The organism is Gammaproteobacteria bacterium (genome assembly GCA_036381015.1).
Classification (GTDB): domain Bacteria; phylum Pseudomonadota; class Gammaproteobacteria; order Steroidobacterales; family Rariloculaceae; genus ZC4RG20.
This window is the reverse complement of record DASVDR010000001.1, coordinates 63688-77758: the sequence shown is the minus strand read 5'-3', so window position 1 is coordinate 77758 and position 14071 is coordinate 63688. Positions and strand designations below refer to the sequence as shown.

Sequence of the window (14071 nt, the reverse complement as noted above, 5' to 3'; positions counted from 1 at the left end):
ATGCGAGGCGACAACCGGCTCTTCCTCTCGGCCTTCGGCGTCGTCGCGGCGGTCGCGGCGGCCGCGCAGGCGGCCGCTCAGGCGCTGCCGAACCCGTATCGTGCCGTCGACGGCTGGGCGAAGCTGCCGGGCGGGCGCGAGATCGGCGCCGTCGGCGATATCGACATCGATCCCGACGGGCAGCACGTCTGGGCGATCCTCCGCTGCGACGCCGGTCCGGAGCGCTTCGGTTGGGAGTGCCTCGACTCCGATCTCGACGTCGTCGTGAAGTTCGATCCGGAAGGCAATGCCGTGACGAGCTTCGGCGGCGGCATGTTCATCTGGCCGCACGGGATCGACGTCGACGCCGAGGGCAACGTCTGGGTCACGGACGCCGCCGACTCCGAGCGCACTCCCGGAGACGGCCGCGGCCACCAGGTCGTGAAGTTCAGCGCGGAAGGCGAAGTGCTGATGACGCTCGGCACTCCCGGCGTGCCCGGCAACGACGAATCCCACTTCAACGCACCCGCGGACGTCGTCGTCGCCGACAACGGCGACATCTTCGTCGCGGACGGTCACGGCGAGAATACGAACAATCGTGTCGTGAAGTTCTCGAGCGACGGCACGTTCATCAAGGCGTGGGGACGCACCGGGTACGCGCCGGGCGAGTTCCGCACGCTGCATTCCATCGCGATCGACGCCCGCGGCCGCGTGTTCGTCGCCGACCGCTCGAACAACCGCATCCAGCTCTTCGACCAGGACGGTAATCACCTCGCCACATGGACGCAGTTCGGCCGGCCGAGCGGCATCTTCTTCGACGAGAACGGCCGCATTTACGTCGCGGACTCCGAGTCCGACAACGTGCAGAACCCGGGCTGGGAGATGGGCATTCGGATCGGCGATGCCGCCACCGGCTGGGTCGAGGAATTCATCCTCTATCCGTGGGGAGATCCGCGCGACACCGCCGGCAACGGCGCGGAGTTCGCCGCGGCGGATCGGGCGGGCAACATCTATGCCGGGGAGCCGCGCCCGCGGCGCTTGCAGAAGTACGTCCGAGTGCGGCCCTGAGCCCGCCGACCGCGGCCTCCGAGCCGCCCCGAAACCCCGCGGACGCTGCCTGCCCCGGCGCCGGTGTGATACTTATGAAAGCAACGCCGGCGAGCAGCCGGCCCGGTTTCGAGGGATCAGAATGAGAATGAGAAGCCTACTCGGCACCTTGCCCATCGCCGCCGCGATCGCGGCGTTGCCGCAGACCGGCGGCGCGCAGCCGGACCATGGATCCGATCGCGCCGCGCCGGGGCCCGACGACGCGGCGCTGATCGATGCCGCCCGGTCCGGGGAGGAGTGGCTCACCTACGGCCGCGACTATGCCGAGACGCGGTTCAGCCCGCTCGAGCAGATCGACGCCGACAACGTCGGCCGCCTCGGTCTCGCCTGGTATTACGACACCGGCTCGCTGCGGGGGCTCGAGGCGACGCCGCTCGTGTCGAACGGCGTGCTCTACGCGACGACCAGCTGGAGCAACGTTTTCGCGCTCGACGCACGTACCGGCGAGGAGCTGTGGCGCTGGGACGCGCAAGCGGATCGCACGCGCGGATCGCGGGCCTGCTGCGACGTCGTCAACCGCGGCGTCGCGCTCTACGAAGGCAAAGTCTTCGTCGGCGTCATCGACGGGCGGCTCGTGGCGCTCGATGCCGCGACCGGGGAGCCGGTCTGGCAGGTGCAGACGACGCCCGTCGATCAGCCCTACACGATCACCGGCGCGCCGCGCGTCGTGGACGGCAAGGTCGTGATCGGCAACGGCGGCGCGGAGCTCGGGGTGCGCGGCTTCGTCTCGGCGTACGACGCGGACACCGGCGAGCTCGTCTGGCGCTTCTACACGGTGCCCGGCGATCCGTCGAAGCCGTTCGAGTCGCCCGCCCTCGAGGCGGCCGCGAAAACGTGGACCGGCGAATGGTGGAAGATGGGCGGCGGCGGCACCGCATGGGACGCGTTCGCCTACGACCCCGAGGCCGGGCTCCTCTATGTCGGCACCGGCAACGGCTCGCCGTGGGTGCAGAGCATCCGCAGCCCGGGCGGCGGCGACAACCTCTATCTTTCGTCGATCCTCGCGCTCGACGTCGATACCGGCGAGCTCGTCTGGCACTACCAGACGACGCCCGGCGACACCTGGGACTACACGGCCGTGCAGCAGCTCACGCTCGCCGATCTCGTGATCGACGGGCGCGAGCGCAAGGTGATCATGCAGGCGCCGAAGAACGGCTTCTTCTACGTGCTCGACCGGCTCACCGGCGAGCTGCTTTCGGCCGAACCCTACACGCACGTCACATGGGCGTCGGGCGTCGACCTCGAGACCGGCCGCCCGATAGAGACGTCGCAAGCGCGCTTCGGCGAGGCGCTGGCGACCATCTTCCCGGGCCCCGGCGGCGGCCACAACTGGCAGCCGATGTCGTACAACCCGCAGACGGGTCTCGTCTACGTTCCGGCATCGGACAGCAGCTTCGCCTACAACCTCGACCCGGATTTCGAGTTCCGTCCGAACGGATGGAACCTCGGCGTCGATCTCGCCGCGAGCTTCGGCGTTACCGGTGCGCCCGCGCTGCCGGAGTCGGCGTACGAGCCGGGCACGGGCGAAGCGCCGGCCGCGAGCTTCCTGCTCGCGTGGGACCCGGTGAAGCAGGAGGCGCGCTGGACCGTGCCGCATTCGGACGCATCCGGCGGCGGAACGCTGACGACGGCCGGCAATCTCGTCTTTCAAGGGACGGACACCGGCCGATTCGTCGCTTACCGGGCCGATAACGGGGAGAAGCTCTGGGAAGTCGATCTCGGCCACGGGATCATGGCCGCGCCGAGCACCTACATGATCGACGGGAAGCAGTACGTCTCGGTGCTGTCGGGCATCGGCGGCGCGAGCGCCCTCTACGGCCGCAACCCGACGGGCCAATACAAAGCGACCGGTCGCCTCTGGACGTTCACGCTGGACGGCGAAGCGGAGCTCGAGCCGGTGCGCGGTATCGAGAAGCCGGCCCTCACCGTGATCGAGCACGACTCGACGCCCGAGCAAATCGCCCGCGGCGCCGAGCTTTACGCGCAGCGCTGCTCGATGTGCCACGGCGTGAATGCGGCAAGCGCCGGAACGATCGCCGACCTTCGGTACGCGTCGTCCGCGACGTTCGACGCGTTCGAGCAGATCGTCCGCGGCGGCGCGTACGCGGGCCTCGGCATGCCCACGTTCAGTTGGCTCAGCGACGCGGACGTCGCCGCGCTGCGCAGCTACGTGCTGTCCCAGCGCGACGCGCTTCTCGAGTCCGCGGCGAATTGACGCTCGCGCCGGCCGACTGACGCTCGCGTCGGGCGAGTCGACGCTCGCTTCGGCACGCCTTACGCGCCACCGTAGCGTGTCGCCATGCCGCGACACGCGGCGAGCGCTGCCGGAGGCGAACGGCGCTGCGATTCAACGTGCACGGTGACAACACCCGCTCATTGTTGGTATCGTCTCGCGCCTGACCTCGCTCGATTCGATAACTACTACTCTTCCAGCGGAAGCGAGAGGGCGGCGGATGCCTCTTTCCGAGCAAGTCGTCGGGCCGCCGTCGCCGGCCACACCGGCCCATGCGGTTCCCGACATGCCGGTGCTCGACATGCTGCCGGCAGCGGCTTATACGTGCGGCGCAGACGGCCTCATCACGGGCTACAACCAGCGGGCGGCCGAGCTCTGGGGCCGCTCGCCGCGCTTGAACGACCCCGCCGATCGCTTCTGCGGATCCGGCACGCTGCTCGCGCCCGACGGCACGCCGTTGGCGCACGCAGACTCCCCGATGGCGATTGCCTTGCGCGAAGGGCGCGCATGCGAGGGGCTGGAAGCCATCGTCGTGCGCCCGGACATGACTCGCCGCATCGTCCTGTACTACGTCACCCCGGTCCGCGGGGCCGGCGACGTCGTCAACGGCGCCACGGCCGTGATGGTCGACGTGACCGAGCGCGAGGAGATCCAGCGCGCGGCGCGGGCGGCGCTCCAGGACAGCGAGGCGAATTTCCGCGGCTTCTTCGACAACGTGGCCGTCGGCGCGGTGCAGGTGAACGCTGAGGGCCGCTTCGTCAAAGTGAACGACCGCTATTGCGAGATCACGGGCTACAGCCGCGAGGAGCTGCTGACGATGAGCCCGTTCGATCTCGATCACCCGGACGAGCGCGACGCGGACGTCGAGATCGTGCTCGCGGCGCTGGCCGACCCGGCGGGCATGTATCACAAGGAGAAGCGCTACGTGCGCAAGGACGGCACGGTGAGATGGGTGCACGTGGCCGCGAATTTCCTGCGCGACCCGCTGGGCCGTCCCGTGCAGACGGCCGCGATCGTGCTCGACATCAGCGAGCGGAAGTGGGCGGAGCAGGCGCTTCAGGAAGCCGATCGCCTGAAGGACGACTTCCTCGCGACGCTCTCGCACGAGCTGCGCAATCCTCTCGCGCCGCTGAAGAACGCCGCCGAGCTGCTTCGGCACTCGTACGGCGGAGCGGACGAATGGTGCCGCGACGTGATCGACCGGCAGGTTCGCCACCTCGAGCGGCTGATCGACGATCTGCTCGACTTGTCGCGCATCACGCGCGACAAGCTCGAGCTCCGCAAGGAGCGCATTCTCCTCGCGGACGTGATCCACGCGGCCGTGGAAGCGAGCCGGCCGATGCTCGAGCGCTGCGAGCAGGCGCTTACGGTATCGTTGCCCTACGAGCCCGTGCCTCTCCACGGCGATATCGTTCGGCTGACGCAGGTATTCACGAACCTGTTGACGAACGCCGCGAAGTTCACCGACAGGCCGGGAGCCGTGCGTCTCGCGGCCGCGTGCGAAAGCAACGTCGTGACGATATCCGTCGCGGACGACGGCATCGGCATCACGAGCGAGGAGATCGGCCGCGTCTTCGACAAGTTCTATCAGAGCCCACGCCGCGGCAAGCGCTTTCTCGGCGGCCTCGGCATCGGACTGTCGCTCGTCCGCCGGCTCGTGGAGCTGCACGGCGGAAGCGTCGAAGCGCGCAGCGGCGGCATTGCCGCCGGCAGCAAGTTCATCGTGCGGCTGCCCATAGCGCTGCCGCAGTCGGCGGCCGTGAAGCCGAGCGAGCGCGAGGGCGCGGCGGGACGCGCGAAGCGCGTGATGATCGTCGACGACAACGTCGACGGCGCGGATTCGCTCGCTCGGCTCCTCGCGCTCATGGGACACGAGACGGTCACCGAGTACGACGGGCCGTCGGCGCTGCGGCGCGCGCAGCAATTCGCCGCCGACGTGATCTTCCTCGACCTCGGCATGCCGATCATGGACGGCTTCGAGGTCTGCCGGCGGCTGCGCGCGGAGAACATGGGGAAGCGGCCGACCATCGTCGCGCTGACGGGCTGGGGCCGCAGAGAGGACGTCGCCCGCGCGGAGCAGGTGGGCTTCGACGCGCATCTCGTGAAGCCCGTCGATCGCGCAGCGCTCGCGCACGTGCTCGAAAGCGCCCCGGCCGCCGTCGAGAAGGGCGCGGCAGCCTAGCGAAGGCGGGAGCGCGCTAGCGCTTCACGAGCTCGCCGACCACTCGGCCGGCGCCGAGCACCTGGCGCCACGATCGCTTCCACCCGTCCTCGCCGATCGCCGTGCGCAGCACGCGCACCCATCGCGCCCGCTGCGCTTCGTCGACGACGCCCTCCAGCCGCAGCCACAGCGCTTCGAGGTTGTACGGCGGCGTGCCGTCGAGCCGCATCGGCACGATCGTCTCGACCGGCACGGCGAGATCCTCCGCGATCGCGTCGAGCGCCTCGCGCATGGACCGCTCCTTCGGCCTCACCGGCAGGTCGACGTTGTAAGGCGGCGCCCATTCGCGCGCCGGAGAGAGCCGATCCACGTGGCTCGCGACGATGACGAGCGGCGGCATTTTTCGTGCCGGCTCCGCCCCGAACCGGCCGCGCACGGCGTCGAGCGCGGCGCGATCGAGCGCCCGGTCGGGGCGGTGCGCGGCCGTGACCCAGACGAGCAGGTCGCAGGCGAACGCCCGATCGACGAGCTCCGCGACGCCGGCGTCGTCGTCGACGCCCGGGGAGTCGATCAGGTACGCCGGCGGTAGCCCGCTTTGCCGCAGCTCGTAGCCCTCGAAGCCGGCCGTGAGCGGCAGCACGTCCACGCCCGCGCCGAGCTCGCCGAGCAGATCGTTCACGAGCGTCGACTTGCCGGCGTTCGTCCGGCCCGCGATCAGGATGCGCAGCGCACCCGGCGGCGCTGCCGGCAGGGCGACCCCTTCGAGCCCTTCGGCCGCCGCGAAGGCCGCGTGCTCTAGCGCGTCGACGCGCAACCGCCCCGAGTAGAGCTCGATCGCCGCGCGGCCCACCTCCTCGACCCAGAGCCGAACGATCCGCTGCCGGACGCTCGCTTGCAGGCTGTTGAACAGATCGCCGACGAAGTGATCGCGGAGCTCGGCGATGAGCGCGTGCCACGGGCTGACCATGCGCCCGACCCGCATCAGCGCATAGAGCTTCAGGCCGTGCTCGAAGCCGGCCACGACGAGCGGCCGGTAGCCCCACGCCCGCATCAACGGGCCCGCTTTCAGCCGATGCGACAGCGGCACGTGCTCGAGCAGCACCCGGCGCAGCCGCGCGCTGACCCGCTCGGTCAGCAGGAGCACCTCCGGCAGCGTGAACTCGAGCGCCGGCTCCGCGCGGCCCGGGTGGTAATGCCGCGCCACTTCCTCGATCGTGCGCTGCGCGGCCGCGATCATCAGGCGGTGGCTCTCGAGCCAGGCCGTATCGGCCTCGCTGCTGAGCCGCCGGACGGTCTCCCATGCGTCCAGCTCGTGCGGCGCCCACGTCGGATCGGCCGGCGTGATCGTCGGGGTCCGGACGCCCGGCGGCGGGCGCCGCGCCCGGTGGCGCCAGCGCAGCGCCCCCCAGACGGCGGCCGTCAGCGTCATTGCGGCCAGCAGCCACCACGCGAGCCAACCCTGCCGCCACAGCCACGCGACGCCGGCGGCGAGCAGCGCGAGCACCGGCAAGGTCAGCAGGACCGCGGCGGTCGCCTCGAAGCGCCATGCCGCCCGGGCCGAGGCGCGGCGGCGGTCGCGAGGCGTGTCGTTGCGCTGTTCGGTCATCGGCGAACGAATCGGCTACTCGCCGGAGCCCTCGGTGCCGGGCGCGGTGGGCGCGGACCTTCGCATTCGCACCATGTCGAGCGCTTCCTGCAACGACTCGCGATAGACCTGCGCCACGTCGTCCGCTGCGCCGCCCCGGCGCCCCGCGCCGAGGTACTCGCAAGCGGCGCGGCCGAGCGCGTACGTGATCGTGAAGCTCGCCGTGCTCGCGGCGGCCGCGCCGACGGTCTGGCCGTATCCCGGAATCAGCTTCGCGAGCTGCCGCGCGCCGAAACGGACTCCGAGCCCGACGGCCGTGCCCGTGCCGAGCGAAGCGGCGAAGCTTCGCAGCGTCGCTCGATTCCAGCCGATCCCGTAGATGCGCCCGATGCTGTGAAGCATCTTGCCCTGAATCGTCGGAACGGTCACGACGCCGACCATCGGCACCGCGTCCGCGGCCGCCGCGGCGAGCGCGTAGCCGAGGACGTGGGGCCGGGCGCGCTCGGCGAGCGAGCGGCTGCCCGCGGCCGCAACGGAACGCAGGATCACGTCCATGCCGGCCGTGCCCGCACGCTCGAGCGCGTCGAGCAGGGCGTCGAGGCCGTAGCGGGGGTCGCGGTACCCTTCCTCCGTCCGGGTGAAATCGATCGGCACGGCATGCACGGCGCCGGTGCCGGGCAGCGCCGCGAAGTCCGCGGCCTGGCGAGCCAGGCTGCGCCGCAGGTCGTCGAGCCCGGGCGCCGTCGCCAAGGCCTCGTATGGCGGGTGATCGGCGCCGTCCGGATACCCCTCGTGGAGCCAGGTCTGCGCGAGGACCACGGCCCAGTCCGGATGGCGTGCGCGGACATCCCGCAGCACGCGAAGAATCTCGTCCTGCCTCGTGTCCATCGCGCGCGCGACGGCGAGCACGACGTGGGCGCGCTGCTCGAGCTTCGCGAGGTCCTCCGTCGGATCGTAGCCGGCCTCCCCGAGCCCGCTGCTGTCGAGAAACCGGATCACCGGGACGTCGGGCGGAAAGTCGAAGACGCGCGCGGTGCGCGTGCACGGGCGGTAGCCGCGGCCGATCTCGGCGTCCGGATGCCCGGTGATCGCATGCACGATCGAGGTCTTGCCCGACTGCACCTTGCCGAGCAGCCAGACGACCGGGGCCCGCTCGCGGGCGAGCGCAGCGACGTCGGGGCCGCCGGCCGCATCCGGCGCCGGGCTCAGCACGACGTCGCGGATGACCCGCCAGGCGCGGGTAAGGGTTTCCCCGGGCATCCTCGTCACCGCAAAGCGTGGAGCACGATCATCGCGAGATTGTGCGGGCAGGCGGCCCGGCCGCGCCATCCGCGGGGCCCGCCGCGCGGCCGCCCCGGCCACATCGACGGCGCGTTGCCGCAGCGGAAACGATAGGAGTTCCCTGCTCTGGCTTGGTCGTGCATCGAGGAGTATTCTCGAGGACGGTGCGACCGCGCGGCCCGCCGCAAAGGTGGATCCGGCCGGTGCGCGGCCGTTCGTGTCGAGGGGAGAAGTCGCATGCGAACACCGGTTCCGCGCGTCGGCGCGGCAGCCCCACGGGCCCTGTCCGCCGCGCTCGCCGCTCTGGTCCTGCTCGGCCCCACCGCCTTCGCCGCCGGCAGCCCGGCGGCCGACGCCGCCCGCGACGGCGATCTCGAGACGCTTCTCGCCCTCATTCGCGACGGCGCGGACGTCGACGCGCCGGCCAACGACGGCTCCACCGCCCTCCTCTGGGCATCCTACGCGTCCGACCTCGAGATGGCCCGCGCGCTGCTCGCCGCCGGTGCCGATCCGAACGTCGCGAACGACTTCGGCATGACGCCGCTGCTTCAGGCGAGCCGTACCGGCGACGCGGCGATGATCGGCGCGCTGCTCGAGGCCGGCGCCGACGCTTCGCTCGCACACCCCGAGGGCGCCACTCCGCTGATGGCCGCGGCCCGGACCGGAAGCACGGAGGCCGTGAAGCTGCTGCTCGATCACGGCGCCGACCCGAACGCGGCCGATGCGTTCCAGGAGCAGACGCCGCTGATGTGGGCCGCGGTCGACGGCCACACGGAAGTCGTCGACCTGCTCCTCGCCGCCGGCGCCGATCCGAATCGCCAAGCCCGCGTCAGCGAGCTGACCAAGCGCAGCATCAACGCCGACTTCCCCACCGGCGGCTTCACGGCGCTGATGTTCGCCGCCCGCAACGGTCACGACGAGGTCGTCCGCCGGCTCGTCGAGGCGGGCGCCAACGTGAACCTGAAGAACGGCGACGGCGCGACCGCGATGATGATCGCGATCGTGAACGATCGGCTCGACCTCGCCGCGTGGCTGCTCGAGCACGGCGCCGACCCGAACGACGGCTCGCTGTACTACGCCGTCGAGATGCGCGACGCGACGACCGATTGGTACGCGCACGACGGCTCCCGCCTGCGGCCCGATCACCCGAACGAGCACTCGGCGCTCGACCTGATCGCGTTGCTGCTCGAGGCCGGCGCCGACCCGAACCAGCCGTTCGTGGGCCAGCTGCATTCGTATTCGATGTGCTGCGACACGTACGCGAACGCGTCGCCGTTCTATCGCGCGGCCGTGGCCGCCGACCTCGACGCGCTCGCGCTCATGATCGAGCACGGCGCGGACCTCGAATGGAGCCCGTCGCGCGTGGCCGATGCCGGGCCGGGGCCGAACGCGAACGTCGGCAAGGCGCCGATCCTCGTCGCGATGAACGGCGGCCAGGGCGTGCCCCCGTCCGGCGGGCCGGGCGACCTGCGGCTCGGCCCTCCCGAGTTCCGCGAGCCGGGCACGCGCGATCCGGCGGAGGCGGTCAGGCTGCTGCTCGCGGCCGGGGCGAACCCGGACGCGAAAACGCCGGACGGCGATTCTGCGCTGCACGTCGCCGTGAAGAGCCATCGCCTCGACGTGATCCGGGCGCTGGCCGAGGCGGGCGCCGCGCTCGACGTCGTCGACGCGGAGGGCCGCACGCCGCTGCAGCTGGCCGAGAATCCGCCGGAGGAGCCGCCGCCGGCCGCCGGCGCGCCTCCGCCGAACCGCGGCGACGCCACGTTCGATGAGATGGCCGGCGCGCTGCGCGAGCTGATGGCCGCCGCCGGCGTGCCGATCGAGCCGTACACGCCTCGCACGGCGAGCGCCGACACTGCCGGAGATTCCGTCGAATGAGGCGTCGCGTGTATTTCGCAGCGGGTGCCGCGGCTGCGGCCGCCGCGGGCGCTTATCTGTGGATCGGCCGGTCGCCCGAGGCGGTGCTCCGCAGCGACTGGGCGGTGCTCGACCGCTACTGCGTCGACTGTCACAACGATACCGAGTACACGGGCGACATCTCGTTCGAGTCGCTCCGCCCGGAGGATGTGCCGGGGCACGCCGCGCTGTTCGAGAAAGCGATCCGCAAGCTGCGGCTCGGAATGATGCCGCCGCGTGACCGGCCGCAGCCCGCGCCCGAGGTGCGCGCGGAGCTCGTCGCCGCGCTCGAAGGCACGCTCGACGCCGCGGCCGAGGCGCGGCCCTATGCCGGGTTCACCCCCGTGCACCGCCTGAATCGCGCCGAATACGGCAATGCGATCCGCGATCTGCTCGGCATCGAGGTCGACGTGGCGGAGCTCTTGCCGAGCGACGGGGGCGATTTCGGCTTCGACAACATCGCGGCCGCGCTCACGACGTCGCCGCTGCTGCTCGAGCGGTACCTCACGGCGGCACTGCGCGTGAGCGCGCTGGCCGTCGGTGATCCGGACGCCGTGCCGACCGCCGCGACGTACAAGATCCCCACGGAGGTCACACAGGACGCGCGCATGGAAGGGCTGCCGCTCGGCACGCGCGGCGGCATGCGGGTACGCCATTATTTCCCGGCCGACGCGGACTACGTGTTCGCCGGCCGGCTGCTCAGCACCGTGGCCGAAGGCTACGTCGGCGTCGAAGGTCACGACGAGCCGCACGAGTTCATCGTGCTGATCGACGGCGAGGAGGTGTTCCGCGCGCCCATCGGCGGTCCCGAGGACCACCAGGAGAGCTCGGACAACATCACGATCTCCCGCGCTACGATGGACGAGCGCCTGACGTCGCCGCCGATCCCGGTCACGGCGGGTCCGCACGACGTCGGCTTCACGTTCGTCGAGAAGCCGACGATGCGGCAGGACGTCTGGCAGCCGTCGCTGCGCGACTCCCAGGAAGCACACAACCCCTCCGGGTTGCCGAGGCTCGAGTTCGGCATCATCGAGGGGCCGTACGACGTGCGAGGCGTCAGCGACACGCCGAGCCGGGCGCGCATTTTCGTCTGCTATCCGGAATCCGCGACCGAGGAGCGATCGTGCGCCGAGGAGATCTTCGGCACGCTCGCGCGGCGCGCGTTCCGCCGGCCCGTGGGCGAGGCCGACATCGCTGCGCCGCTCGAGTTCTACGAAGGCGCGCGCGCCGACGGCGGCGATTTCGAGGACGGCATCCGCGCAGGCCTTGCGCGGATTCTGGTCAGCCCGTCGTTCCTGTTTCGCACCGAGCGAAGCCCCGAGGATCTCGCGCCCGGCTCGGTTCACCCGATCAGCGACATCGAGCTCGCGTCACGGCTCTCGTTCTTCCTCTGGTCGAGCATTCCGGACGAGGAGCTGCTCGCCCTGGCCGAGCAGGGCCGGCTGCGCGAGCCAGACGTGCTCGAAGCGCAGGTTCGCCGGATGGTCGCCGACGAGCGTGCCGATGCGCTCGTCGAGAACTTCACCGGGCAGTGGCTGCAGCTGCGCAATCTCGAGCAGCGGGTGATACCGGACCTGCTGCTCTTCCCGGACTTCGACGACAACCTGCGCAAGGCCTTTCGCCGCGAGACGGAGATGCTGTTCGGATACGTCGTGCGGCAGAACCGCAGCGTGCTGGAGCTGCTCTCCGCCGATTACACGTTCGTGAACGAGCGCCTCGCCCGGCACTACGGCATTCCCGGCGTGTACGGCACGCGCTTCCGCCGCGTGGAGCTCACCGACCCGAACCGCTTCGGCCTGCTCGGCCACGGCAGCTTCCTGTCGCTCACGTCCGCCGCGAGCCGCACGTCGCCGATCATTCGCGGCAAGTTCGTGCTCGCGAACCTCCTGAACAGCCCGCCGGACCCGCCGCCGGCCGTGGTCCCGGCGCTCGAGGACAGCGCGCCGAAGAATCGGCCCTCGACGGTCCGCGAGCAGCTCGAGATCCATCGGAAGAATCCGGTGTGCGCCGGCTGCCACGACGACATCGATCCGATCGGCTTCGCGCTCGAGAATTTCAACGCCGTCGGGCAGTGGCGGGACGAGACGCGCGATGGGCTCGAGATCGACGCGTCCGGCGTGCTGGTCGACGGCACCGAGGTGAACGGCCCGGTCGAGCTTCGCGAGGCGATCCTGGCGAAGCCCGAGGTCTTTGCCGGCACGGTCACCGAGAAGCTTCTGACCTATGCCCTCGGCCGGGGGCTCAAACCGGCCGACATGCCGGCCGTCCGGCGGATTCTGAGAAATGCGGCCGTGGACGATTACCGGATGATGTCCATCATACTCGGCATCGTCGACAGCCTTCCGTTCCAGATGAGGTCCAAGCCCGCGGCCGCCGACGCGGCCGAGAGCATCGCGCAGAACCGGGAGTAGCACCATGTTCGTCACGAAGAAGCATCTGCATCGCCGCACCTTCCTCCGCGGCGCGTTGGGCTCGATGGTGGCTTTGCCGTTCCTGGATGCAATGGTGCCGGCCTTCGCGCAGAGCGCGGCCCCGCGGCCGTTCCGGTTCGGCGCGGTCTACATGCCGAACGGGGTCTATCCGCAGCTGTGGCATCCCGAGAAGGTCGGGCGCGACTTCGAGTTCCAGCCGATCATGAAGGCGCTCGAGCCGTACCGGGACTACGTGACCACGATCAGCAAGTTGAAGGCGCCGGACGGCAGACCGGACATGGGCGGCGTGCACATGGGAGCGAGCGCGGCCTGGCTGAACGGCGTGGGTCCGGTCGGCGACCACGGCAGCTTCAGCCGGATCGAGTCGCGGAAGACCGTCGATCAATACATCGCCGACGCGATCGCGGAGGATACGCCGCTGCGCTCGCTCGAGGTCGGCACGGAGGACATGGGCACGTCGACCGGCGCCTGCGACGGCTTCCCGTGCGTGTTCTTCAACACGATCTCCTGGCGCGACGACACGAGCCCGCTGCCGGTCGGCATCAATCCGCAAGTCACGTTCGAGCGCATGTTCGGCGATCCGGGCACCGCCGAGCAGCGTCTCGCGCGCCTCGAGCAGAAGCAAAGCCTGCTCGACTCGGTCATGGAGGAGGCGAAGAAGCTCGAGCGCAAGCTCGGCCCGTCGGACAACGCCATCCTGGACGAGTACCTCACGAACGTGCGTCGCGTCGAGACGCAGCTTCAGCGGATGCAGGCACGCGCCCATTCGCTCACGGACCTGCCGTCGGCACCGGTCGGCATTCCCGATCAGTTCGACGAGCATCTGAGCGTTACCTACGATCTGCTGCACCTCGCGTTCCAGGCCGACCTCACGCGCGTCTTCACGTTCATGCTCGGGCACGAAGGCAGCAGCCGCAGCTACGCGCACATCGGCATTCCGGAGCCGCACCATCCGGTCTCGCATCACGGCGACAAGCCCGAAGGCATCGAGAAGTACGCGCGGATCACGACGTACCAGATCGTGAAGCTCGCGGAGTTCGCCGAGAAGCTGAGCGCGACGCTGGACGGCGACGGCACGCTGCTCGATGCGGCCGTGATCTACTGGGGCAGCGGCATGAGCAACGGCAACGAGCACGACCGCCACAACGCGCCGGCGCTGCTGCTCGGCAAAGCGAACGGGCGCCTGGAAGGCAACCTCCACATCGCCGTTCAGCACGAGGAGCCCACCGCGAACCTGCTGCTCGCGCTGGCCGACCTCGCGGGCTGCGAGGTCGACTCGATCGGCACGAGCACCGGCCGGCTGCAGCTCACCTAACGGCCGCATTCCGGCGGCGGCGGTCCGGGCACGGCCGGCCGCCGCCTTTCGTTCTCCAAGATCGATTCGCGCCGAGTCGCCC

Annotated in this window: 8 protein-coding genes; 6 read left to right on the top strand and 2 right to left on the bottom strand. The window is 70.5% G+C overall.

Annotated features, from left to right (window positions below; all coding sequences use genetic code 11):
* The 3 genes from VF329_00325 (at position 1) to VF329_00315 (ending at position 5501) form a co-directional block, all read left to right on the top strand.
* Positions 1-1047 carry a peptidyl-alpha-hydroxyglycine alpha-amidating lyase family protein gene (locus VF329_00325; GenBank protein ID HEX7079445.1) on the top strand — a complete coding sequence of 349 codons (1047 nt, stop codon included), beginning with the start codon at positions 1-3 and terminating at the stop codon, positions 1045-1047.
* Positions 1048-1168: 121 nt separating this feature from the next.
* Positions 1169-3301, top strand: coding sequence for a PQQ-dependent dehydrogenase, methanol/ethanol family (locus VF329_00320; GenBank protein ID HEX7079444.1), 2133 nt, complete (start codon positions 1169-1171; stop codon positions 3299-3301).
* Between the two features lie 238 nt (positions 3302-3539).
* On the top strand, positions 3540-5501 hold the full coding sequence (locus VF329_00315; GenBank protein ID HEX7079443.1) for a PAS domain S-box protein: 1962 nt from the start codon (positions 3540-3542) through the stop codon (positions 5499-5501).
* A 16-nt stretch (positions 5502-5517) separates the two neighbouring features.
* Here the strand turns inward: VF329_00315 and VF329_00310 are convergent, their stop codons facing one another.
* Complete coding sequence (locus VF329_00310) at positions 5518-7086, bottom strand: GTPase (GenBank protein ID HEX7079442.1); 1569 nt, start codon at positions 7084-7086, stop codon at positions 5518-5520.
* A gap of 15 nt (positions 7087-7101) precedes the next feature.
* On the bottom strand, positions 7102-8325 hold the full coding sequence (locus tag VF329_00305; protein ID HEX7079441.1) for a GTPase: 1224 nt from the start codon (positions 8323-8325) through the stop codon (positions 7102-7104).
* 258 nt (positions 8326-8583) lie between these two features.
* Here VF329_00305 and VF329_00300 point away from each other — a divergent pair, with 258 nt between their 5' ends.
* From VF329_00300 to VF329_00290, 3 genes are read left to right on the top strand one after another with little or no spacing between them, the layout of a single operon-like run.
* Positions 8584-10224 (top strand): ankyrin repeat domain-containing protein, encoded by a 1641-nt coding sequence (locus VF329_00300; protein HEX7079440.1) that lies wholly within the window; start codon positions 8584-8586, stop codon positions 10222-10224.
* Positions 10221-12653 (top strand): DUF1592 domain-containing protein, encoded by a 2433-nt coding sequence (locus tag VF329_00295; protein HEX7079439.1) that lies wholly within the window; start codon positions 10221-10223, stop codon positions 12651-12653. Before VF329_00300 ends, VF329_00295 begins: the two co-directional genes overlap by 4 nt.
* 4 nt (positions 12654-12657) lie before the next feature.
* Positions 12658-13989, top strand: coding sequence for a DUF1552 domain-containing protein (locus tag VF329_00290; protein ID HEX7079438.1), 1332 nt, complete (start codon positions 12658-12660; stop codon positions 13987-13989).
* Positions 13990-14071 lie beyond the last annotated feature (82 nt).